Annotated in this window: 20 protein-coding genes; 11 read left to right on the forward strand and 9 right to left on the reverse strand. The window is 64.3% G+C overall.

Features of this window, described 5'->3' with window-relative positions; translation table 11 throughout:
* The first annotated feature begins 65 nt into the window (after nt 1-65).
* Nucleotides 66-326, forward strand: a complete 261-nt coding sequence (locus tag P6U31_RS05795; RefSeq protein ID WP_407189773.1) for a hypothetical protein — start codon at nt 66-68, stop codon at nt 324-326.
* A gap of 7 nt (nt 327-333) precedes the next feature.
* Here P6U31_RS05795 and P6U31_RS05800 read toward each other — a convergent pair whose 3' ends face one another.
* Nucleotides 334-516 carry a hypothetical protein gene (locus P6U31_RS05800; RefSeq protein WP_097657477.1) on the reverse strand — a complete coding sequence of 61 codons (183 nt, stop codon included), beginning with the start codon at nt 514-516 and terminating at the stop codon, nt 334-336.
* Between the two features lie 332 nt (nt 517-848).
* Between P6U31_RS05800 and P6U31_RS05805 the strand changes: the two genes are divergently transcribed.
* On the forward strand, nt 849-1,805 hold the full coding sequence (locus P6U31_RS05805; protein ID WP_407187286.1) for an alpha/beta fold hydrolase: 957 nt from the start codon (nt 849-851) through the stop codon (nt 1,803-1,805).
* Nucleotides 1,806-1,922: 117 nt separating this feature from the next.
* On the opposite strand, the gene cycA is transcribed toward P6U31_RS05805, so the two are convergent.
* Entirely contained in the window at nt 1,923-2,318 is a 396-nt protein-coding gene (gene cycA, locus P6U31_RS05810) for a cytochrome c-550 CycA (RefSeq protein WP_407187287.1), read from the reverse strand.
* Between the two features lie 228 nt (nt 2,319-2,546).
* On the opposite strand from cycA, the gene P6U31_RS05815 reads away from it, so the two are divergent.
* On the forward strand, nt 2,547-4,040 hold the full coding sequence (locus P6U31_RS05815; protein WP_407187288.1) for an FAD-linked oxidase C-terminal domain-containing protein: 1,494 nt from the start codon (nt 2,547-2,549) through the stop codon (nt 4,038-4,040).
* Nucleotides 4,041-4,314: 274 nt separating this feature from the next.
* Here the strand turns inward: P6U31_RS05815 and P6U31_RS05820 are convergent, their stop codons facing one another.
* A complete protein-coding gene (locus P6U31_RS05820) occupies nt 4,315-4,650 on the reverse strand; it encodes a putative quinol monooxygenase (protein WP_407187289.1) in 336 nt (111 codons plus the stop codon).
* A 227-nt stretch (nt 4,651-4,877) separates the two neighbouring features.
* Here P6U31_RS05820 and P6U31_RS05825 point away from each other — a divergent pair, with 227 nt between their 5' ends.
* The 4 genes from P6U31_RS05825 (at nt 4,878) to P6U31_RS05840 (ending at nt 9,629) form a co-directional block, all read left to right on the forward strand.
* On the forward strand, nt 4,878-6,113 hold the full coding sequence (locus tag P6U31_RS05825) for an FAD-binding protein (protein WP_407187290.1): 1,236 nt from the start codon (nt 4,878-4,880) through the stop codon (nt 6,111-6,113).
* Complete coding sequence (gene glcF / locus P6U31_RS05830) at nt 6,113-7,435, forward strand: glycolate oxidase subunit GlcF (protein WP_407187291.1); 1,323 nt, start codon at nt 6,113-6,115, stop codon at nt 7,433-7,435. Before P6U31_RS05825 ends, glcF begins: the two co-directional genes overlap by 1 nt.
* A gap of 15 nt (nt 7,436-7,450) precedes the next feature.
* Complete coding sequence (locus tag P6U31_RS05835; RefSeq protein WP_407187292.1) at nt 7,451-7,948, forward strand: hypothetical protein; 498 nt, start codon at nt 7,451-7,453, stop codon at nt 7,946-7,948.
* 667 nt (nt 7,949-8,615) lie between these two features.
* Nucleotides 8,616-9,629: a TorF family putative porin gene (locus P6U31_RS05840; RefSeq protein ID WP_407187293.1), complete on the forward strand. Its 1,014-nt coding sequence runs from the start codon at nt 8,616-8,618 to the stop codon at nt 9,627-9,629.
* 111 nt (nt 9,630-9,740) lie between these two features.
* Here P6U31_RS05840 and P6U31_RS05845 read toward each other — a convergent pair whose 3' ends face one another.
* The gene (locus P6U31_RS05845; RefSeq protein ID WP_407187294.1) at nt 9,741-11,501 is read right to left on the reverse strand and encodes an ABC transporter ATP-binding protein/permease; all 1,761 of its coding nucleotides are present in this window, start codon (nt 11,499-11,501) and stop codon (nt 9,741-9,743) included.
* Between the two features lie 314 nt (nt 11,502-11,815).
* On the opposite strand from P6U31_RS05845, the gene P6U31_RS05850 reads away from it, so the two are divergent.
* On the forward strand, nt 11,816-13,480 hold the full coding sequence (locus P6U31_RS05850; protein WP_407187295.1) for an L-lactate permease: 1,665 nt from the start codon (nt 11,816-11,818) through the stop codon (nt 13,478-13,480).
* Nucleotides 13,481-13,719: 239 nt separating this feature from the next.
* Nucleotides 13,720-14,118: an META domain-containing protein gene (locus P6U31_RS05855; RefSeq protein ID WP_407187296.1), complete on the forward strand. Its 399-nt coding sequence runs from the start codon at nt 13,720-13,722 to the stop codon at nt 14,116-14,118.
* A gap of 126 nt (nt 14,119-14,244) precedes the next feature.
* Here P6U31_RS05855 and P6U31_RS05860 read toward each other — a convergent pair whose 3' ends face one another.
* The 3 genes from P6U31_RS05860 to groES all read right to left on the reverse strand — a co-directional run bounded on the left by P6U31_RS05860 (nt 14,245) and on the right by groES (nt 17,780).
* Complete coding sequence (locus P6U31_RS05860; RefSeq protein WP_407187297.1) at nt 14,245-15,456, reverse strand: hypothetical protein; 1,212 nt, start codon at nt 15,454-15,456, stop codon at nt 14,245-14,247.
* A gap of 195 nt (nt 15,457-15,651) precedes the next feature.
* Nucleotides 15,652-17,283, reverse strand: a complete 1,632-nt coding sequence (groL, locus tag P6U31_RS05865) for a chaperonin GroEL (RefSeq protein ID WP_407187298.1) — start codon at nt 17,281-17,283, stop codon at nt 15,652-15,654.
* 200 nt (nt 17,284-17,483) lie between these two features.
* The gene (groES, locus tag P6U31_RS05870) at nt 17,484-17,780 is read right to left on the reverse strand and encodes a co-chaperone GroES (RefSeq protein ID WP_027525027.1); all 297 of its coding nucleotides are present in this window, start codon (nt 17,778-17,780) and stop codon (nt 17,484-17,486) included.
* Between the two features lie 316 nt (nt 17,781-18,096).
* Here groES and P6U31_RS05875 point away from each other — a divergent pair, with 316 nt between their 5' ends.
* Entirely contained in the window at nt 18,097-18,618 is a 522-nt protein-coding gene (locus tag P6U31_RS05875; protein WP_407187299.1) for a hypothetical protein, read from the forward strand.
* A gap of 162 nt (nt 18,619-18,780) precedes the next feature.
* Here P6U31_RS05875 and P6U31_RS05880 read toward each other — a convergent pair whose 3' ends face one another.
* On the reverse strand, nt 18,781-19,566 hold the full coding sequence (locus P6U31_RS05880) for a protein phosphatase CheZ (RefSeq protein WP_407187300.1): 786 nt from the start codon (nt 19,564-19,566) through the stop codon (nt 18,781-18,783).
* 313 nt (nt 19,567-19,879) lie between these two features.
* On the opposite strand from P6U31_RS05880, the gene P6U31_RS05885 reads away from it, so the two are divergent.
* Nucleotides 19,880-20,707, forward strand: a complete 828-nt coding sequence (locus tag P6U31_RS05885; protein WP_407187301.1) for a L,D-transpeptidase family protein — start codon at nt 19,880-19,882, stop codon at nt 20,705-20,707.
* 45 nt (nt 20,708-20,752) lie between these two features.
* Here P6U31_RS05885 and P6U31_RS05890 read toward each other — a convergent pair whose 3' ends face one another.
* Nucleotides 20,753-21,574, reverse strand: a complete 822-nt coding sequence (locus P6U31_RS05890; RefSeq protein WP_407187302.1) for a DUF2076 domain-containing protein — start codon at nt 21,572-21,574, stop codon at nt 20,753-20,755.
* Nucleotides 21,575-21,625: the final 51 nt, after the last annotated feature.

Below are 21,625 nucleotides of genomic sequence, written 5' to 3' on the forward strand. Positions count from 1 at the left end.
CGCGGCCGCATGAGGGCTATTGTCGGCGCCGCCGCAGGCCTACCTCCATGGCAGGAGCGAAAGCCATGAAGCGTTTGAGTCTTGCAGGATGCTTGCTGCTCGCGTCGGGGACGTTGAGCTTCGCCGACGGACTGTTCTGGGTGGTCGGCAATCGCGCCACCGGAAAATGCGATATCGTGACCAGCAATCCGGTCATCATCGGCGATATCTGGTTCGGCGACGGTCCCTACAAGTCCAGGGCCGATGCCAAGCTCGCCCGCTCGACGATCCGCGCCTGTCCGGAACTCACGCCCGAGGAGGAAAAAGAAGAGGACGGGACGAACTAGCCCGCGCTCAATGCAGCGCGCTGCCGCCGCGCTCGACGAGGCCGCGATCGGCGGCCGCGGCGTAGGCCTTTGCCAGCTCCGTCTCGAGATGCTCGTTGATCAGGAGCAGCGCCCGCACGGCACCGCGCAGGTCGCCGTTGCAGCTCGCGACGATCTCGTCGATCGCAGTGTCGTTCGATCTGAAGCTCATCGAAAAATCCTCCGGTTCAAACCAGGACAATTCTGCCGGTCTTTCCCACATCCCCTGAGGCCTGCGAGGAGGATCGGCGCCCACCCGCGCCTAGATGGCGGAACCGACCATGGCGATTATATGGAGGCCGCGATGACGGCTGCATGAAGCCGTTCCGAGGCTTGCGGGTCTCCAAGGAATATTGTTGATTCCATTGGGTTTTTACGTTCTGGAATTGTGCACATATCCACAGCCCCGGACTTTTCAGTGGACGCACGGAAGGCCAGCGGTGCGAAACTGCCGCCTCTCAGACCCGTAGCTGCCCTGTGCCCTGGATCTCCCGGATTGTCTCCATGATCGTGATGTCAGTCGTGACGGCGCTGGTTCTGCTGGCGCTGGTCACGCAGGCCGGAATCCTCGCCGTTCAGCGCGCCTTTCCGCCGCAGGGCGCGATGGTCGAGGTCGACGGCGCCACGCTTCACGTCGTCGACATCGGCCCGCGCCATGCGGGCTTGCCGATCGTGATGCTGCACGGCGCGAGCTCCAATCTGGAAGCGATGCGGCGCCCGCTCGGCGACCTGCTCGCCAAGGACCGTCGCGTCATTCTGTTCGACCGTCCCGGCCACGGCTGGAGCACGCGCGCGCGGCGCGAGGATTCCACGCCGCAGATCCAGGCGCGGATGATCGACGAGGCGCTTCGCAAGCTCGGGATCGAGCGTGCGGTCTTCGTCGTGCATTCCTGGAGCGGCGCGCTCGGCGCGCGGCTTGCGCTCGATCATCCCGGCCGCGTCGCGGGCCTCGTCATGCTTGCGCCCGTCACCCATCCGTGGCGCGGCGGGGTCGGCCGCTACAACGAGATCATCGCGACGCCGATGATCGGTCCGCTGCTCGCCTACACCATCACCCTGCCGCTCGGTTATTTTCTCGCCGAACCCGGCGCGCGCAGCGTCTTTCTGCCGCAGACGATGCCGGACGGCTTCGTGCAGGATTCCGCGACGCCGCTGCTGCTGCGTCCGCGCGAATTCATCGCCAATGCCTATGACCTGGTGACGCTGAAGGACGCCGTCGCCGCACAAGTTCCGCGCTACGGCGAAATCAAGGCCCCGGTTACGATCATCGCCGGCGAGCCGGACAAGACGGTGAGGACCAGCATCCACGCCCGCCCGTTCGCGGCCATGGTGCCGAATACGAAGCTGATCGTGCTGCCCGATCTCGGCCACATGGTGCAGAACGCCGTGCCGGACCGCGTCAGGGCGGAGATCGAGACGATGATCGGCAGAATCGTCCCGGCCCAAGCCGCCGCCGACTAAAGCGCGATGAGATTTAGATGAATCGTGATCGCGCTTTAGGTTGGTGTTTGCGCATCATCTTTCCGGAAAACCGCCTCGCACTTTTCCGGATCATGCTTTGGCGGCCTGCTTGCGCGCTTACTGCTTGATCTTCCCGTCCTTGTCGAACTGGGAGACGTAGGCCCAGAGATTGTTGACCTCGGTCTCGTTCTTGATGCCGGCGAACGCCATCTTGGTGCCGGGGATCTTGGCCTTGGGGTCCTTGATGTATTCCTTGAACACGGCCTCGCCCCAGGTAATGCCGGAATTCTTGTTCGCGTCCGAGTAGCTATAGCCCTCAACCGTGCCGGACTTGCGGCCATCGAGGCCGTTGAGCTCGGGGCCGACCTTGTTCTTGGCGCCTTCGCCGATCGCGTGGCAGGCCAGGCATTTGTTGAACGATGTCTTGCCGGCCGCAACATCCTGCGCCATCGCGGCGGGTGCGGTGGCAATCACGGTGAGGATCGTCAGCGCGCCGAAAGTCAATTTTGTCATAAGTGTGCTCTTCGTCTCTTCCCGGGTCAGATGGGTGATCGTGGTTTTGGCAGGTCCGGTGCAAGTGGACAAGCCGCGAAACCTTGACAGGTTTCCTGGTAGCAGACTTGCCCCAGAGAGAACTTGCGCTGCAACAAAGCAATGCGACCTTCGGAGGACCTACCCAAAGACGGCAAGACATGATTGATTTGCCGGGACAATTCCGTCCGTGGACGAAAGCTTCGTAAGATGGCCATCATGATGCCTGCGAGCGACCAGGCCGTGCTCGCGCGCCGCGCTGAGATCGTTGCTGCATTGCGTAGAATCGTGCCCGGCGAAGGCGTGATGGATACGCCTGCCGAGATGCGCGCCTATGAGTCCGATGGGCTCACGGCCTATCGGCAACCGCCGATGGTCGTCGTGCTGCCCGACACGACCGAGCAGGTCTCGCTCATCCTGAAATATTGTGCAGAGCAAGGCATCAAGGTGGTGCCACGCGGCTCGGGCACCTCGTTGTCCGGCGGCGCGCTGCCGCTGGAGGACGGCGTTCTGCTCGGCCTCGGCAAGTTCAAGCGAATCCGCGAGATCGATTTCGACAATCGCGTCGTCGTCACCGAGCCCGGCGTCACCAACCTCGCGATCAGCCAGGCGGTCGCCCATGCCGGCTTCTACTACGCGCCCGATCCGTCCTCGCAGATCGCCTGCTCGATCGGCGGCAATGTCGCGGAGAATTCCGGCGGCGTGCACTGCCTGAAATATGGCATGACCACCAATAACGTGCTCGGCTGCGAGATCGTGTTGATGAGCGGGGAGATCCTGCGCATCGGTGGCAAGTCCGCCGAGAATGCAGGCTATGATTTGATGGGTGTCATCACCGGTTCCGAGGGCCTGCTCGGCGTCATCACCGAGATCACGGTGCGCATCCTGCAAAAGCCGGAGACGGCCCGCGCGCTGATGGTGGGCTTTGCCGAGGTCGAGGCCGCCGGCGAATGCGTGGCGCGCATCATCGGCGCCGGCATCATTCCCGGCGGCATGGAGATGATGGACAAGCCCGCGATCCATGCCGCGGAGGCCTTCGTGCATGCCCGCTACCCGCTCGATGTGGATGCGCTGCTCATCATCGAGCTCGACGGGCCCAAGATCGAGGTCGACGAGCTGATCACGCGGGTCGAGACCATCGCCAACGGCTGCGGCTCGACCACCTGCCAGATTTCGACCTCGGAGGCCGAGCGCAATCTGTTCTGGGCCGGCCGCAAGGCTGCATTCCCCGCCGTCGGCCGCATCTCGCCCGACTATCTCTGCATGGACGGCACGATCCCGCGCGGCGCGCTGCCGAAGGCGCTGGCGCGCATCCGCGAGCTCTCGGAAAAGTACCAGCTCGGCTGCGCCAACGTGTTCCATGCCGGCGACGGCAATCTGCACCCCTTGATCCTCTACGATGCCAACAAGCCCGGCGAGATCGAGCGCGCCGAAGCGTTCGGCGCCGACATCCTGCGCGCCTGCGTCGAGTTCGGCGGCGTGCTCACCGGCGAGCACGGCGTCGGCATCGAGAAGCGCGACCTGATGCCCGACATGTTCAGCGAGATCGACCTCACCCAGCAGCAGCGTCTGAAATGCGCCTTCGACGCGCAGGGCCTGCTCAACCCGGGAAAAGTATTTCCGACCCTGCACCGCTGCGCCGAGCTCGGCCGCATGCATGTGCATGCCGGCAAGCTGGCATTCCCGGATTTGCCGCGGTTCTAGTCCACTGTGGCGGAGCACCCTCTCCCCCTGCAAGGCAGGGCTATCGCATGTGGCTTTGTGGCGGGGCCCGAGCAAGCGCCTCTCCTTCGAGACGCCCGCTTCGCGGTCTCCTCAGAATGAGGCTGAACTGTATCGGCGTCCGTTGAAAGCGCTGCCGCGCACTCCGTCCTCATCCTGAGGGCCCGCCAACGGCGGGCGTCTCGAAGGGTGCGCCACGGCAACCGCACTCATATGCGATAGCCCTGACTGGCAAGGGGAGAGGTAAGAAGAGCCCTCACAGCAATTCGTATTGCGCGCGTTCGCGTTTCGCCAGCAACGCCAGGGCTTCGCCGGCGATGAAGGTCTTGAAATGCGCACTCTCCTGGCGCGCCTTGAAAGCGGCTTCGTCGCGGAACAGCTCGTAGAACAGGAACTGGGCCGGATTGTCCTTCGCCCGCGAGATCAGGAACAGCTTGACGCCCTGCTCGCGCTGCGCCTCCGGCAGGAAACGGTTGAGAATCCCTGCAACCCTGTCCGCCTCATCAGGCTTTGCTTCCCATTGCGCGACGACGAGCAGGCCGCCGCCGTCCACCGCATCGCTGAGAGATTTCTGCGTGGCATAATGGTTCATGATGTCTGTCTCCATCGGCTGGTCTCGACCGCGATCGGTGCAGATTTGTAGCGAGGGCCTGCCGGTTTTGGTTCGCCGGTGATCGAAGTGTCGATGTCGTGAACGCTTCGGCTTTGACCGAAGTGTCGATGTCGCCCGTGAATGGTCCCCGACTGCACCGGCGATCATCCTCGCAAGCGTCACGCCGCATTTGATTTTGGCGACGAATTTCGCTACCGCCTTTTCCCGTGGATACGCTCAGGGTCAGAGACGCCAAAGACGTCGAAGAGGTGGTGCGCGCGGCGATTGCCAATGAGCAGCCGCTCGAGATCGTCGGCCATGGCTCCAAGCGCAGCATCGGCCATGCGATGGCGACCAACGCCGTGCTCGACCTCTCGGCGCTGAGTGCCGTCACCTCCTACGAGCCGAACGAGCTCATCATTACCCTCCAGGCCGGCGCGCCGCTGGGCGACGTGCTGGCGCTGATCGACGCCAAGAACCAGCAATTCGCCTTCGAGCCGATGGATACCGCGCCGCTGCTCGGTGCGCCGGTTGCAGGCACCATCGGCGGCATGATTGCGGCCGGGCTCGCCGGGCCGCGCCGGATCAGGGCGGGCGGCGCCCGTGATCATCTCCTGGGGGCGCATGCGGTCTCGGGTTTCGGCGACAGCTTCAAGACCGGCGGCAAGGTGGTGAAGAACGTCACGGGCTACGACCTCTGCAAGCTGCTGGCGGGGTCTTGGGGCACGCTGTCGGTGATGACCGAGGTCACGCTGAAGGTGATGCCCAAGCCCGAGGCCGAGCGGACGCTGCTGCTGCGCGGGCTAGATGATGCCGCCGCCAACAAGGCCATGACCGCGGCGCTCGGCTCGCCCTTCGACGTCTCCGGTGCCGCGCATCTGCCGAAATCGCCGTTCCGGGCCAACACCGAGGGGCTTGGCAATCTCGCGGGCGAGGGCGAGGCGCTGACCGCGCTGCGGCTCGAGGGCATCACCGCTTCCGCCGCCCACCGCGCCGGCTCGCTGCGCGAATTGCTGGCCCCGTTCGGAGCCGCGACACTGATCGAGGACGCCGCCTCCGCGTCGCTTTGGGCCGCGATCCGCGACGTGCTGCCGTTTGCGGCCAGCGGCGCGCTCGGCGCCTGGCCGGTCTGGCGGATCGTCTGCCCGCCGGCCTCGGGCGCGGCGCTCGGCACGCAGCTGGCGGGCGAGACGGGGGGCGATGTGATCTACGATTGGGGTGGCGGCCTGATCTGGGCGGCGCTCCCGCCGAAGCCAGACGCACATGCCCCGGCCGTGCGCGCGCGTGCGAACGCGGTCGGAGGGCACGCCACGTTGATCCGGGCGGCCGAGCATGTCAGGCGCGGCGTCGACGTGTTCCATCCGCAGGCGCCTGGCATCGCCGCGTTGAGCGAGCGCGTGCGCGCCAGCTTCGATCCGAACACCATTCTCAACCGGGGGCGGCTCACGCGGAGCGCTGGCTGATGAAGACCGAATTCTCACTGGCGCAGCTCGCCGACCCCGACATCGCGGAAGCCGACAAGATCCTGCGCGCCTGCGTCCATTGCGGCTTCTGCACCGCGACCTGTCCGACCTATGTGCTGCTCGGCGACGAGCTCGATAGCCCACGCGGCCGCATCTATCTGATCAAGGAGATGCTGGAGAAGGATCAGGCGCCGACCGCCGAGGTGGTCAAGCATGTCGACCGCTGCCTGTCGTGCCTGGCCTGCATGACGACCTGTCCGTCAGGGGTGAACTACATGCACCTCGTCGACCAGGCCCGGGTCAGGATCGAGCAGCGCTATCAGCGCCCTCTGGCCGAGCGGCTGCTGCGCCAGGTGCTCGCCTTCGTGCTGCCGGACCCGCAGCGTTTTCGCGCCAGCATGTGGCTGGCCCGGCTCGCCCGCCCGCTTGCCGTATTCCTGCCGACGCCGCCGCCCTCGGCCACGCCCGGCCTGATCCAGCGTATCAAGGCGATGCTGGCGCTGGCTCCGAACCGGCTGCCGCCGCCGGGGCCTGCCGGCGGCAGCGTGTTCGCGGCGCTGGGCAAGAAGCGCGGCCGGGTCGCATTGCTGCAGGGCTGCGCCCAGCAAGTGCTGGCACCGCGCATCAACCAGGCGGCCATCAGCCTTCTCACCCGCCACGGCATCGAGGTTGTCCTGGTTCGGGACGAGCAGTGCTGCGGGGCGCTGACCCATCATCTCGGCAACGACCACGATGCCTTGGCGCGGGCGCGGGCCAACGTCGCGGCGTGGCGGAAGGAGGCGGCCGGCGAGGGGCTCGACGCCATCCTGGTGACCACGTCCGGCTGCGGCACGGTGATCAAGGATTACGGCTATCTCCTGCGGGAGGATGCTGCGTTCGCCGCCGACGCGGCCAAGGTGTCCGCGCTCGCCAAGGACATCACCGAATACATCGCAGGCCTCGAACTCGAGCCGACCGCGCGACAGGACAACATCGTCGTTGCCTATCACTCCGCATGTTCGTTGCAGCATGGGCAGAAAATCACGGGTCTTCCGAAAGAATTGCTTTCCAAGAATGGATTCGTGGTGAAAGATGTGCCGGAGAGCCATTTGTGTTGCGGCTCGGCGGGGACCTACAACATTCTCCAGCCCGAGCTTGCGGGCCGGTTGCGCGATCGCAAGGTTGCCAACATCGCAAGCGTCAAGCCGGACATGATTGCCGCGGGCAATATCGGCTGCATGGTGCAGATTGCCAGTGGCACGTCAGTTCCGGTCGTACACACGATTGAGCTTCTCGATTGGGCTACGGGCGGGTCGCGGCCGGCACTCAACACGTCGAGCTGAGCTTTCCTCCCCGGGGTGACGGCTGAAGACGCCCGATCGACCATTGTTCGGCGGCAACAGGAGGACCACGATGGCGAAAGCGAAGAAGAAAAGCAAGAAGGCCAAAAAGGCAAAGAAGGCTGTAGCGGCGAAGAAGTCCGCGAAGAAGGCAGCCAAGACGTCTGCGAAAAAATCGAAGAAGTCTGCCAAGAAAGCATCGAAGAAAGCTTCGAAGAAAGCCGCCCCGAAGAAGGGGGCCAAGAAGGCCGTGAAGGCGTCGGCCAAGAAGGCCGCCAAGGCGGCCGCGCCGAAGAAGGCCGCGAAGAAGGCGGCACCGAAGAAGGCGAAGGCAGCTCCCGCGCCGAAGCCGTCAGCACCGCCGGCGGCCCCGGCTCCCGAGCCGGCAGCCGAGACAAGCTGGGCGATGCCTTCGTCTTCTGCGGAAGCTGCACCGGCCGAGGGGCAAGGCTAAAGCGTGATCCGGAAAAGTGCGAAGCGGTTTTCCGGAAAGATGATGCGCAAACAACAACCTAAAGCGCGATGACGATTCATCTAAATCTCATCGCGCTTTAGAGCATGATGAAATCAGATTCGGCGGGCTGCCGGTGATTCACCTCTCCCCGACGGGGAGAGGTCGGATTGCCCTGGCGATGCGAAGCATCGTCCAGCGCAATCCGGGTGAGGGGCCGCGGCACTCAACGAGACCAGATCCCCTCACGCGGACCGCATCTTCGATGCGCTCCGACCTCTCCCTGCGGGAGAGGTGAATCGAGCCCTGAGCGCATATCGATTCAAGCAAACTCAACCTGTTTTAGGTCCCAGCCCCAGGCTGCGATCGCCAACAGGAAGGCCGCGGTGACGCTGCGGCCTTTTTGCATCGCCAAAGGTACCTGCGGAAGCCGTCGCTGTTCAGCGCCAGGATGATTCGTACCCCGGCTGCCACGCTAGCTGCCTCCCCGTACATGCACGGTCCCTCCGTTCACTTTGCAATGCAAAAAATGTGATCGAGAAGACACACAGGCCGACAACCTTCCGTGGAATCGCCAAAACGCCTAAAAAGTCAGCAGATGCACGTGTTTTTTGCTTCACGGCCCTCATCGCTCGATCCAGATTGTCGCAGTAACGCAATTTTGCACGCAAGTCGTTTGCTCCGGGGGGCTTCCGGGATCCGACTGGATAAGAACTGGTGATGGGGATCGAAATGAAAAAAGTGGCTTTGTTGGCAACGGCGCTGGCAATGGTGACGACGGGCTCGGCTTTCGCAGCGGATCTGCACGTGAAGGCATTGAAGGCCCCGCCGCCCCCGGCCTTCGATCCCTGGGATATCGCCTTCGGCGGCGGCATCATGAGCGATTACATCTTCCGCGGTATCACCCAGTCGAACCATAAGCCGTCGGTCACGGCCTATTTCGAGCCGCGCTACAACGTCAACAAGGACCTCCAGCTCTACATCGGTGCGTCCGCTGAGAGCATTTCGTTCCCGAACCGCGCCGCGGCGGAAGTCGATATCTACGGCGGTATCCGCCCGACCTTCGGCATGTTCGCCTTCGACTTCGGTGTCTGGGGCTACCTCTATCCGGGCGGACAATGCTTCGGCTCGCAGGGTACCCTGCTGCAGGGCAATTGCGGTAGCGACATCGACTACTCGCAGGGCGCGATCGGCCTTCCCATCAACGGCAACTTCGCCAAGAAGAACGCGAGCTTCTACGAAGGCTATGCCAAGCTGAACGTCACCATCAACGATCAGTGGACCGTCGGCTTCAACGAGTACTATTCGCCGAACTTCCTGAACCTCGGCGCCTGGGGCAACTACGCCTCGATCACCGCCAAGTGGACCGCGCCGAGCACGACCTTCGGTGCCAGCGGCGTCGGCATGTATGTGTCGGGTGAGTTCGGCCGTCAGTGGTTCGGCACCTCCGACATCTTCTACGGCATCGCGGGCGATCCGGTGTACGCGAACGGCATCAAGGAGCCGAGCTATAACACCTGGAACGTCGGCGTCGGCTTCACCTACAAGGTGTTCACGCTCGATCTGCGTTACTACGACACCGACCTGAGCAAGGGCGACTGCAACGCCTTCACCAGCGATCACACCGCGAAGTTCACCGGCAGCTTCACCGCCATCAACCCGGGCGGTTTCGGCTCCAATTGGTGCAGCGCGGCCGGCGTCGCCAAGCTCTCCTTCGACCTGACGGCGATGACCAATCTGAAGTAAGCTTCTTCCCGAAGGACTTCGCGAGGGCGACAGGGCAACCTGCCGCCCTTTTGCTTTGGGGCCGGGCCGGGGCCCAAGGCTGTGGCGTTCGGCGCGCCGTTCGCTGCTCGCTCAACGCGCCGCCGTCGGCTCCTTCTCGGCCGGCGCTCCGGCCTTGCCGAGGACGCGGATCTCGCCGTCCTCCACCAACCCCACCTTGCGGGTGTGAAAGGCGTCCAGCGTCGAGCGGTGGCCGATCGAGACGATGGTGGCCTGGGGCAGTTTCTCCGTCAGCAGCCGATAGAGCCGGTCCTCGGATGGCTCGTCCAGCGAGGCAGTCGCCTCATCGAGGAAGAGATAGTCCGGCAGGTGCAGTAGCGCGCGCGCGAGCCCAAGGCGTTGCTGCTCGCCGAGCGACAAGGTCCGGTTCCAGTGACCGTCCTCGTCGAGCCGGTCCGCCAGCCGCGGCAGGCCGACCGCAATCAGCGCGTCGCGGATCTTCTCGGGCGGGATGGAGCCGTGCTCGGCCGGGTAGATCACGGCATCGCCGAGCGGGCCGATCGGGAAATACGGCCGCTGCGGCAGCATCATCAGCTTCGACTTCTCGGGAATCGCGATCGTGCCGGTGCCGAACGGCCAGACGCCGGCAATGGCCCGGAATAGCGTCGACTTGCCGGAGCCCGACGCGCCCGTCACCAGAACCCGCTCCGACGGCTGGATCGTGAAGGCATCAGCTGCGACCAGAGGCGTGCCGTTCGGCAGCTTGACCAGCAATTGCTCGAGGGCGATGGCCTTGCCCTTCGATGGCGCGACGTCGATGGAGGGTTCGAGCGCCGCGCCGCGCGCGGCGGAGCTGACCGACATCTCGAAGCCGTCGAGGCGGGCAATCACCGCGCGCCATTCGGCGAGCGATCGATAGGCGGTGACGAAGAAGGACAGCGCGTCCTGCACGCTGCCGAACGCCGAGCCGGTCTGCATCATGTCGCCGAGCTGGATGCGCTTGGCGAAGTAGGCAGGCGCCACCACCACATAGGGAAAGATCGTGGCGGCCTGACCGTAGCTCGCGGTGAAGGCGGTCAGGCGCTTGGTCCGGCGCATGATCTCGTACCAATTGCTGATAACGAAGCCGAAGCGCTGCAGCAGACGCCCGCGCTCGGCGTTCTCGCCCTTCAGAAGCGCGATCTGCTCGGAATTCTCGCGCACGCGGATCAGGTTGAAGCGGAAATCGGCTTCGAAGCGCTGCTGCTCGAAATTGAGATTGATGAGGGGAGAACCGATCCAGTGGGTCAGCGCGGTACCTGCGATCGCGTAGGCCACCGCGCACCAGACCAGAAAACCGGGGACGACGATATCGGTGCCGTAGAGATACAAGGGCGCCTTGTAGGACAGGCCCCAGAGGATGACGACGAACGAGGCCAGCGTCACGACCGAGGACAGAAGGCCAAGACCGATGGTCAGCGTCTGTTCGACGAAGGTCTTGACGTCCTCGGTGACACGCTGGTCCGGATTGTCGGCGGCGTCGCCCTTGAGCTGCATGCGGTAATGCGTGGCGCCGTCGAGCCATTCGCCGAGATAATGTTGCGTCAGCCATTGCCGCCAGCGGATCTGGAGCCACTGGTTGAGGTAGAGCTTGTAGACGGCCAGTGCGACGAAGGTGAAGGCAAGGCCAAGGAAGATCCAGACTTCCTTGATGAACTCGGGCAGATCGTAGGCCTGCAGCGCGCTGTAGAACCGGTTCTGCCATTGATTGAGCAGCACATTGATCGCGACCAGCACCAGCTCCATGGCGACGACGACGGCAAGCAGGCCGCGGCCCGCCCATTTGTCCTCCGACCGGAAATAAGGGGCGGCGATTCGCCAGACGATCGCGAGCGTGGCGCTGATGTTCTTCACAGAGCAGAGTCTCCTCAGGGGGTGTGCACAAATGCCCGGAGCCAACGACCTGAGGCAATGGCGGAAATGGGCGCGCTTAGACTAAAGTCGCAAGGTCTGTAATTTGCGTTGGCTTGTCGCAGCTTGCAACCCTAGCATGGGGTTCGACGGCGCGGGGTGGGGTGCTCCGGGATTTCGCGAGCTTGTGAGCGGACGGGAACCGCTGCATTCGCGAGGAATTCGCGTCCAGCTCGGGGGTTATCGCTTCCAGCGTCAAGCAGGTTCGGCTGTCCACGCGCGCCGCCTGCCGCAAACATGCGTGGGGGAGGAAGATCATGTGGAATCAAATCTATGACCCGCTGCACAGCCCGGTGCTGTCGACGATCGCAGCGGCGGTGCCAGTCGTCACGCTGCTGGTGCTGATTGCGAGCGGCCGGGTCCAGGCCCATATCGCGGCCGTCATCGCCGTGATCGTGACCAACCTGATCACGATCTTCGTCTTCACCATGCCGGCGAACATGTCGATCCGCGCATCTGTGCTGGGCATCGTCACCGGCTTCTTCCCCATCGGCTGGATCGTCCTCAACGTCATCTTCCTCTACCAGGTGACGGTGAGCACCGGGCGCTTCGAACTGCTCAAGCGCGCGGTCGGCGGCGTCACCGAGGACCGCCGGCTGCAATTGCTGCTGATCGCGTTCTCGTTCGGCGCGTTCTTCGAGGGCGCCTCGGGCTTCGGCACACCGGTCGCGATCACCGGCGCCGTGCTGATCGGTCTCGGCTTCTCGCCGCTCGCGGCATCCGGCCTCTCGCTGATCGCCAACACCGCGCCGGTCGCCTACGGCGCGCTCGGCACCCCGATCCAGGGCCTCGCCTCGGTCACCGGGCTCGATCCCTACATCCTCGGCGCGATGGTCGGCCGGCAATTGCCGTTCTTCTCGCTGATCGTGCCGTTCTGGGTGGTGTGGGCGTTCGCGGGCTGGAAGGGCATGAAGGACGTCTGGCCGGCGATCCTCGTCACCGGCGTGTCGTTCGCGATCCCGCAATACGTGATCTCGAACCACATCAATCCCTGGATCGTCGACATCGGCGCGTCGCTGATCTCGATGGGCGCGCTGATCCTGTTCCTGAAGGTCTGGCAGCCGAAGCAGCTCTGGCTGTCGCCGGCGCTCCGCGGCCGCGACGAATCGGCGGCGACGATGGCGGCGGCAAAGCCGCTCGACAAGACGCCGCTGACGCAGAGCGAGCTGTTCAGCGCGCTGCTGCCGTGGGTCATCGTCTGCATCGTGATGCTGATCTGGGGCAACGGTGCCTTCAAGGCCTGGGCGAACTCGATCTTCGTCTGGAACTATCCGGTGCCCGAGCTGCATCAGATGATCAACAAGATGCCGCCGGTGGCGCCAGGGCCGACCAAGGAGGCTGCGGTGTTCAGCTTCACCTACCTGTCCTTCACCGGCACGGGCATGCTGATCGCGGCGATCATCTCGGGCTTCCTGATGGGCGTGGGCCCCGGCAGGCTGGTGACCGAATACGGCCGCACCATCCGCCTGTGCGCCATCTCGCTGATCACGATCTCGGCGATGCTCGCGATCGGCACCTTGACGCGGCTCTCCGGCGTCGACGCCACGCTTGGTCTGGCGTTCGCCGCAACCGGCGTGCTCTATCCCTTCTTCGGCACGCTGCTCGGCTGGCTCGGCGTCGCGCTGACGGGATCGGACACCGCCTCCAACGTGCTGTTCGGAAACCTGCAGAGGATCACCTCCGAGCAGCTCGGCCTGTCACCGATCCTGATGGGCGCGGCGAACTCGTCCGGCGGCGTAATGGGTAAGATGATCGACGCGCAGTCGATCGTGGTCGCCTCCACCGCCACCAACTGGTACGGCCACGAAGGCACCATCCTGCGCTTCGTGTTCTGGCACTCGATCGTGCTGGCTTGTCTGGTCGGCGTGCTCGTGACGTTGCAGGCCTATGTCTATCCGTTCACGGCGCTGGTCCTGAAGTAGCAGGCCACGCCCGGTTTCGACCCAGGTCCCCGCGAGATTCGTTCTCGCGGGGATTTTTTGCGTCCAAAGCATGATCCGGAAAAGTGCGACGCGGTTTTCCGGAAAGATCATGCGCAAACAACGACCTGGAGCGCGATGACGATTCATCGGAATCTGATCGCGCCCATGTTGCGCGAACCTTCTCAATGGCGCCGCCGTCTTATAGAACGTGCCGCAAATCAGGTCGGTCGAGAGGTTTCATGGTTTCGTTCAAGCGGTTGGTGTGTGCAGCGGTTGCAATGCTGACGATGTCCACGCTCGCGCGTGCCGAGGACGGTTTTCCGTTCGGCACCGAGATGACGCTGGAAGCGTTGCCGCAAGCCGGCTCTAAGCGAATTCCGAACATCGAGATCGGCGACCATGGCGAGGTCGTGCTGGAACTCTGGTGCAAGGGCGGCAAGGGCCAGTTTTCGGTGGCGGGCAACACCGTGATATTCGTTCCCGGGCAGATCCAGGACCGTTCCTGCCCGCCGGCCAAGGCGCAGGCCGACGACGATCTCGTCGCAGCCCTGAGCAGCGTCGAAACCTGGAAGCGCCAGGGCGACGTGCTGACGCTGATCGGCCCGAAGCCGTTGCGGTTTCGCACGACCGGCAATTAGGTTTTTGTCATGCCCCGCGAAGGCGGGGCATCCAGTACGCCGCAGCCCATCGAATCTATCACTGCTGTCTCGGAGTACTGGATCGTCCGGTCAAGCCGGACGATGACAGCGGAGTTGGTGACTACCTCACTTCCACACCGACTTGTCGGCATCCCAGCGCTGGCCCTTGAGCTCCTTGGCCAGCGCCTCGATCGAACCGTTGTCGTCCGGCTGCTCGCCTTCCTCGTCGACGGAGGCGTCGTCGGAGAGGTTGAGCTTGGCGCCGCTGCTCTCGTCGGCCGTCGTCGTCACAGGGCTGCCGATCCAGAGCATGAGCTTGTCGGTGGTGCCGGGCTTGTCGGGCGAGACGAGGCCCGCAACCTCGATCGTGTCGGTCAGCTCGAGCGCCGGAAAATCCTGGTTCGGCCGCTTGAAGACCAGCTTGAGCTTGCCCGTGGCCGGGTTGAAGGTTTGCGAGACCGGCTTTGCCGCGAGCGTCCGGCTCAACACGTTCGCAACGGTGGTCGCGAGCTTGTTGCGGTTGATCTTGTCGCCCTCGCGCCAGTCGGCCGCAGCGAAGCGGATGGTGCGGTCCATCTCGGTCATGCCCGCCGTCCAGCCCGCGGCAGTGACGCCGGGCATCGCCTTGAATTTCGTCAGCAGCGCGCCGGCCCGCTCCGGATCGACCGACATGTTGATGGTCTGCTCGCCTGCTCGCAGCGCATCGCAGCCGACGGTGAGGCTCGTCAGCGTCACCTCGACCTCCTGGCCCTTCAGGCTCTTCAGGAAGTCGGTCGCCGCATCCAGCTTGACCTTGACTGCGATCGCCTCCGGCGAGACGTCGGTGAAATCCTTCGGCTGCGGCGTGATGCCGTCATCGGAGACCTGGTTGTCCAGGAATTCCTTCTCGCTGAGATCGGAATTGTCCGGCGAGGTCACCTCGGTCACCGCTTGGCCGATGCTGATCTGGCCGCGGAATTCGAACGTGTCGCCGCTCTGCTTGCGCAGCAGCTTGACGCTGACCGGCGCTTTCTCGCCGATGCTCTGCGTGGTGCCGGTCAGGGTCTGGCCCGCGACCTGGAGATTGACGACGAAACGGTCCTTGCGGTCGGAATTCTTCGCGATGGGGTAACAGACGTCGAGCACGGCCGCCGTGACCGTCTTGCCCTGGCGCGTTTCCTTCAGGATCACGTCGGCATTGCCGTCCATCAGCCCGTCGATCGAGGTGAAATAGCGCGTCTCCACGCCCCCGGGCGCCGCGGCCTTGGGGGACAGCTTCATCTGGGCGGAGGCAACCTCCGGCGAGGCGGCCAGCAGAACTGCCAACAGGGCTGTCGAACAAACCAGAAGCGCGCGCATCGACGAAATCCTCGAGCAATGAGCATGATCCGGAAAAGTGCGAAGCGGTTTTCCGAAAAGATCACGCTCAAACAATAGAATCGACGCAACCGTAGTTGGTTTTGGCCGTGGATTGAATCGGAAAGCGGAGCCCATCGTCGGCAAAAAGAAGGCCGCCCGGAGGCGGCCTTCGTAACGTCATCATGAGTCGGAGGCTCAGAAGCCGCCCATCCCGCCGCCGGCTGGCATGGCGGGCGGGGCTTCCTTCTTCGGCATCTCGGCGACCATGGCCTCGGTGGTGACCAGCAGGCCGGCCACGGAGGAGGCGTCCTGCAGGGCGGTGCGCACCACCTTGGCGGGGTCGATGATGCCCTTCTCGACCATGTCGACATAGTCCTCGTTCTGGGCGTCGAAGCCGAAGGTCTCGGATTTGTTCTCCAGGATCTTGCCGACCACGATCGAGCCTTCCACGCCCGCATTCTCGGAGATCTGGCGAATCGGGGCCTCCAGCGCCTTCAGCACGATGTTGATGCCGGCTTGGACGTCGTCATTGTCGTTGGACAGACGGCCGACCGCCTTCTTGGCACGGAGCAGCGCGACGCCACCGCCGGGGACGATGCCTTCCTGCACCGCAGCGCGGGTGGCGTTGAGTGCGTCCTCGACGCGGTCCTTCTTCTCCTTGACCTCGATCTCGGTGGCGCCGCCGACGCGGATCACCGCAACGCCGCCGGCCAGCTTGGCGAGACGCTCCTGCAGCTTCTCGCGGTCGTAGTCCGAGGTGGTCTCCTCGATCTGAGCCTTGATCTGGCCGACGCGGGCCTCGATGTCGGGCTTCTTGCCGGCGCCGTTGACGATGGTGGTGTTTTCCTTGTCGATCACCACCTTCTTGGCGCGGCCGAGCATCTTCACCGTGACGTTCTCGAGCTTGATGCCGAGCTCCTCGGAGATCAGCTGGCCGCCGGTCAGGATCGCGATGTCCTCGAGCATGGCCTTGCGGCGGTCGCCGAAGCCCGGCGCCTTCACCGCGGCCACCTTCAGGCCGCCACGGAGCCGGTTGACGACCAGGGTAGCCAGCGCCTCGCCCTCGACGTCCTCGGCGATGATGACGAGCGGCTTGCCCGACTGCACCACGGCTTCCAGCACCGGCAGCATGGCCTGCAGGCCCGACAGCTTCTTCTCATGCAGGAGGATGTAGGCGTCCTCGAGCTCGGCGGTCATCTTCTCGGCGTTGGTGACGAAGTAGGGGCTGAGATAGCCGCGGTCGAACTTCATGCCCTCGACGATGTCGACCTCGGTGTCGAGCGACTTGTTCTCTTCGACGGTGATGACGCCCTCGTTGCCGACCTTCTGCATCGCCTGGGCGATCATCTTGCCGATGGCGGCATCGCCGTTGGCGGAGATGGTGCCGACCTGGGCGACCTCGGAGGAGGCGGCGACGGGCTTGGCGCGCTTCTCGATGTCCTTGATGACGGCGGCCACCGCGGTGTCGATGCCGCGCTTGAGGTCCATCGGGTTCATGCCGGCGGCCACGGCCTTGGCGCCTTCGCGTACGATGGCCTGGGCCAGCACGGTCGCGGTGGTGGTGCCGTCGCCGGCGAGGTCGTTGGTCTTGGAGGCGACCTCACGCACCATCTGGGCGCCCATATTCTCGAACTTGTCCTCGAGCTCGATCTCCTTGGCGACGGTGACGCCGTCCTTGGTGATGCGGGGCGCGCCGAACGACTTCTCGATGACGACGTTGCGGCCCTTCGGGCCGAGCGTCACCTTGACGGCGTTGGCGAGAACGTCGACGCCGCGCAGCATGCGATCGCGCGCGTCTCCGGAAAACTTGACGTCTTTGGCAGCCATGTCTGCAGTCCCTCGTCTATCGTGATGTGTCTTGTTTTGAGCTGTGTCGCCGTGCTCTCTTTGTCATTGCCGGGCTCGACCCGGCAATCCATCATCTTGCGAACAATGATGGATGCCCGGGTCACCTCGCGCGAAGACGCGCTTCGCGCTTCTGCCCGGGCATGACAGTGTGTATTCAGCGGCCGTTCAGGCGGACGGCCTTAGGCCAGAACGCCCATGATGTCCGACTCCTTCATGATCAGGAGGTCTTCATTGTCGATCTTGACCTCGGTGCCCGACCACTTGCCGAACAGCACGCGGTCGCCGACCTTGAGGTCGATCGGGATCAGCTTGCCGGCCTCGTCGCGGCCGCCTGGACCGACGGCGACGATTTCGCCCTGGGACGGCTTTTCCTTGGCGGTGTCGGGAATGATGATGCCGCCCTTGGTCTTTTCCTCGGCGTCGATACGTTTGACCACGACACGGTCATGCAGCGGACGAAATTTGGATTTAGCCATGACGTTTCCCTTTGGAGGCTCGCTTCGGAAGTAGTGGAAGTGGGTGGGGCGGCGCTTCCGTCCAACCCCTATCCCGGGGATCGAACGGCGCGCTTAGCAATCGGGCTTTCCGAGTGCTAATAGTGGGCCCGGAAATATGGCTTGGCCGCGATCCTGTCAAGCAAAGGTGGTTAAGCGATTGGTGAGGCGGATATAGGATGGTGGCATTGGAAACTTGTTCGGGGCGCCGGCGTATCAAAGGACGTCATTGCTCCGGCAGCGGTTTTGCGCTTGGCTGCGAGAGGGGTGCGGCCATGGTCTTGTTCGGGGGAATGCCATGATCAGTTCAGCTCACGCGCGCACGGTCGCCAATCTGGCCGCCGCTTCTGGTCTGGCGTTGCTGCTGGGCGCTTGCGGCGGCGGTATGAGCCTGCCGTCTTTCTCGTCGTCCTCGCCGCCGCCTGAGACCGAGCCCGGCGTCGCGCCCGAAATGCCTGCGACCATTCGCGCCGACGAGATCGTGGGCCGCTGGGGCCTGGCCTCGTTCCAGAACCCGGCCGACCGCGCCCGCACCGAGGCTGCCGCCCGGGCCCAGTGCAAGAATCCCTACGTGATCACCGCCGGCTCCTCCGGCGGCGTGATCATGCATCTGGCCGACCAGGCGACACCGCAGGAGCTGCGGCTGAAGGGCTCGCCGAGCGGCAAGAACTATATCGGCCCGGCCGGTCCGACCCCCGGCGAGCAGGACCGCGAGATCGTCTCCTTTGACGGCCGCGTCCTGATCACCCGCTTCATCGACAAGGATGCCGCCACGCGCTACGGCAACATGGTCTACGTCCGCTGCGCACCAAGGGCGTGATGTACCTTCCGTCGTTCCGGGGCACGCGAAGCGTGAACCCGGAACCTCGAGATTCTGGGTTCGGTCCTGCGGACCGTCCCGGAATGACGGAGTGAGATGAATCCCAAAAGAAAACGCCGGCCCAAGGGCCGGCGTTTTGTTTTTCTCTGTATCCGCGTCCGCTCAGTCGAACAGCGCGTCGATGTCGTCCTGCGAGGCGTGGCCGACGTCGCCGGCGAGCTTGGGGCCGTTGAGGAGCTTCTCGTCCTCGCTGCGATTGTCGACCTGCGCCGGCACGTGAGCCTTGATCGCGTCGACGCCGCCCCAGATGTCCATCATCGCATTGATGTGCTGCTCGATGAACTTCATCGTGGTCATGACCTTGCTGATGCGCTGGCCGGTCAGGTCCTGGAAGTTGCAGGCTTCGAAGATCGAGATGACGCGTTCCTGGATGTCGTCGGCGAGCCGCTTCTGCTGGTCGATCGAGTCCACCTTGGACATGGCGCTGGCGGCCTGGTCGATCGATTCCGCGGCTTCGAGAATCTGCTGGGTCGCCTGCTCGGTGCCGCCGACCACCGCGCCGAGCTCGCCGTTGACCTTGGCCATTTCGCCGCCGTCGAAGCTCTTGCCGTGCAGCGTCGCGATTTCGCGCTTGGTGCGGTCGATGGCGTCGTGGATCAGGTCGAGTTCAACCTTCAGCTTCTCGCACTGCTCGATCTGCGCCCGATAGGTCTCGAGCATGGTGCGCGCTTCGGCAAGTTCGTGGGCCGTGGAGGCGTCGATCGCCGCCATGGCCGCGCTGCCCGACAGCGGCGCCGCGGTGACGCCCTTCGCCATCTGGGCGCGGATCGCGCGCAGCTCAGCCATGATCTCGCTATGCATCGGGCCGGCCTCTTCAGTAACGTCCATTATCGGCATCTCGCCGCTGACGATATCCTCGACGCGAAAACGCTTGCGGTGAACAGCCATCAGGATACTCCCCCCACCTCACTCACGCGTCTTTGTAGGCAGAAGCGATTTAACACGAAGTTCACAGCCGGAACTGTTGTGCGGCGTCGCGCGACGCCCTGCAAAGAGGCGATTAACCATCACCGCGCTGCGTTCATCGAAAATAAACGCTGATCGCCAAATTGCCGCGTCATTCGCGACGTGGTGAATCCAAACGCCGCGTTCGTTTACCAAACAAAACGGCTTTTGCCTTTTATTGACCACGTCGAGGGGGCGGACCAGCCATCAGCTCCGCGGCGCATGTGATCTAGACGAAACAGTACAGAGTACGTCGATGTTCAAGAGAATGTCTGTCGCGCTGCTCGGCAGCGCTTGCACCTTTTTGGCCGGCGGGAATAGCGCCAGCGCCTTCGACAACACGGTGCCGAACGATCCGCCGGCGGTGCTCTATGCACCGCAGGTGCCGCCGGCGCCGGTCCGCGTCGCCTCCAATTCGAACATGGGCGGCGGCTTCATCGAGTTTCTGTTCGGCGACGGTCCCGGTCGCGGTCCGGTCTACGCGCCCGAGCGGCCGGTGTATCAGCAGCAGCCGGCCTATTACGATCAGCGCCGCCTGCCGCCGATGGGTGAGCCGCAGATGCAAGGCGGATATCAACCAGGCGGATATCAGCAGGGCGCACTCCAGCAGGACGCGGTCGATCCCCGGCAGCGCCCGTTCGATCCGAAATTCGAGAAACAACTCGTTGACTATAGCGGCAACGAAAGTCCCGGCACGATCGTGGTCGATACGCCGAACAAGTTCCTTTACCTCGTCGAGGGCAATGGCAGGGCGATGCGTTACGGCATCGGTGTCGGCCGTCCCGGCTTCACCTGGTCGGGCGTGAAGTCGATTACGGCCAAGCGCGAATGGCCGGACTGGACGCCGCCGGCCGAAATGCTCGCGCGCCGGCCCGATTTGCCCCGGCACATGGAAGGCGGCCCGGAAAATCCGCTTGGTGCCCGCGCGATGTATCTCGGCTCGACGCTCTATCGCATCCATGGCTCCAACGAGCCCTGGACCATCGGCACCAACGTCTCCTCCGGCTGCATCCGCATGCGCAACGAGGACGTCATCGACCTCTACGGCCGCGTCAATGTCGGCACCAAGGTCGTGGTGATGTGATGTGGATGCTTCGCCTCTCCCCGCAAACGGGGAGAGGCGAAAGAGTCACGCGTAATCGCTGCCGCCATCATCGCCGCCGCCGAAATCGCTGTCGTCGGCCATGTCCATGTTGTCGTCGCGATCGTCGTCGTAGCTCTGATCGCTATTGTCCCGATCGTTCGAGGCCTGATCGAAGAAGCCCTGACGGGAATCGCGATTCGAGCCGATGTCGTTGAGGCCGGCATCGCGCGCGAGCGAGCCGCCGGACTGATCGCTGCCGCCCCACGGACTGCCGCCACCGCGCTCCTCGATGATCGTGGTGTCGCCGAAGGCCTGCTGGTGGGCACCGCCCATCATGCCGCGGATGCTCGAGAGCAGCAGTGAGCCGCCGACCACGCCGGCCGCGGCAGCCGCCGCCGTGCCGAGGAACGAGCCGCCGCCACCGCCGACCGGCGGGGCGCCATAGCCCTGACCCGGGCCTTGACCGTAAGCCTGCCCGTAGGGAGGCGGCGCGCCGTAACCCGGCTGCGACTGCTGCATCGCCTGGCCGCTGTTCCACACCGGTCGCTGCTCACGCGGCGGCACGTTCGGGACCGAACCACGCGACGGGCTCGATCCGAACAGCGTGTCGCGCATGGTATCGAGGAAGCCGCCGGACTGGGCCTGCTCGGGCGTATGGGCCGCCTCCAGCTCCTGGATGCGGGCATTGGCGCGCTTCAGCGCTTCATCCTGCACCAGCGTGGTCTGCACCAGCGCGTAGACCGCGCCGGGCGCCTTGCGCAGCCCATCGGAGATCGCGGCGATCGCGTCTGGATCGCGCGGTGCATTTTCCAGCTTTGAAAGCCGGTCGAAAAGGTCGTCGACGAGCTGGCGTTCCTGCGGCGTCATGATCTGTCTCCTTCGCGCAAAACCAAGCGCGAGAGCAGATGTAGGGTTCCA

The sequence above is a fragment of the Bradyrhizobium centrosematis genome (genome assembly GCF_045571495.1).
Lineage (GTDB): Bacteria > Pseudomonadota > Alphaproteobacteria > Rhizobiales > Xanthobacteraceae > Bradyrhizobium > Bradyrhizobium centrosematis.

Bases quoted from the DNA above. Each gene is read 5' to 3' on its own strand.
- P6U31_RS05795 (WP_407189773.1), top strand. From the start codon at position 66: ATGAAGCGTTTGAGTCTTGCAGGATGCTTGCTGCTCGCGTCGGGGACG.
- P6U31_RS05800 (WP_097657477.1), bottom strand. From the start codon at position 516: ATGAGCTTCAGATCGAACGACACTGCGATCGACGAGATCGTCGCGAGC.
- P6U31_RS05805 (WP_407187286.1), top strand. From the start codon at position 849: ATGATCGTGATGTCAGTCGTGACGGCGCTGGTTCTGCTGGCGCTGGTC.
- cycA (WP_407187287.1), bottom strand. From the start codon at position 2,318: ATGACAAAATTGACTTTCGGCGCGCTGACGATCCTCACCGTGATTGCC.
- P6U31_RS05815 (WP_407187288.1), top strand. From the start codon at position 2,547: ATGGCCATCATGATGCCTGCGAGCGACCAGGCCGTGCTCGCGCGCCGC.
- P6U31_RS05820 (WP_407187289.1), bottom strand. From the start codon at position 4,650: ATGAACCATTATGCCACGCAGAAATCTCTCAGCGATGCGGTGGACGGC.
- glcF (WP_407187291.1), top strand. From the start codon at position 6,113: ATGAAGACCGAATTCTCACTGGCGCAGCTCGCCGACCCCGACATCGCG.
- P6U31_RS05840 (WP_407187293.1), top strand. From the start codon at position 8,616: ATGAAAAAAGTGGCTTTGTTGGCAACGGCGCTGGCAATGGTGACGACG.
- P6U31_RS05850 (WP_407187295.1), top strand. From the start codon at position 11,816: ATGTGGAATCAAATCTATGACCCGCTGCACAGCCCGGTGCTGTCGACG.
- P6U31_RS05855 (WP_407187296.1), top strand. From the start codon at position 13,720: ATGGTTTCGTTCAAGCGGTTGGTGTGTGCAGCGGTTGCAATGCTGACG.
- P6U31_RS05860 (WP_407187297.1), bottom strand. From the start codon at position 15,456: ATGCGCGCGCTTCTGGTTTGTTCGACAGCCCTGTTGGCAGTTCTGCTG.
- groL (WP_407187298.1), bottom strand. From the start codon at position 17,283: ATGGCTGCCAAAGACGTCAAGTTTTCCGGAGACGCGCGCGATCGCATG.
- groES (WP_027525027.1), bottom strand. From the start codon at position 17,780: ATGGCTAAATCCAAATTTCGTCCGCTGCATGACCGTGTCGTGGTCAAA.
- P6U31_RS05875 (WP_407187299.1), top strand. From the start codon at position 18,097: ATGATCAGTTCAGCTCACGCGCGCACGGTCGCCAATCTGGCCGCCGCT.
- P6U31_RS05880 (WP_407187300.1), bottom strand. From the start codon at position 19,566: ATGGCTGTTCACCGCAAGCGTTTTCGCGTCGAGGATATCGTCAGCGGC.
- P6U31_RS05885 (WP_407187301.1), top strand. From the start codon at position 19,880: ATGTTCAAGAGAATGTCTGTCGCGCTGCTCGGCAGCGCTTGCACCTTT.
- P6U31_RS05890 (WP_407187302.1), bottom strand. From the start codon at position 21,574: ATGACGCCGCAGGAACGCCAGCTCGTCGACGACCTTTTCGACCGGCTT.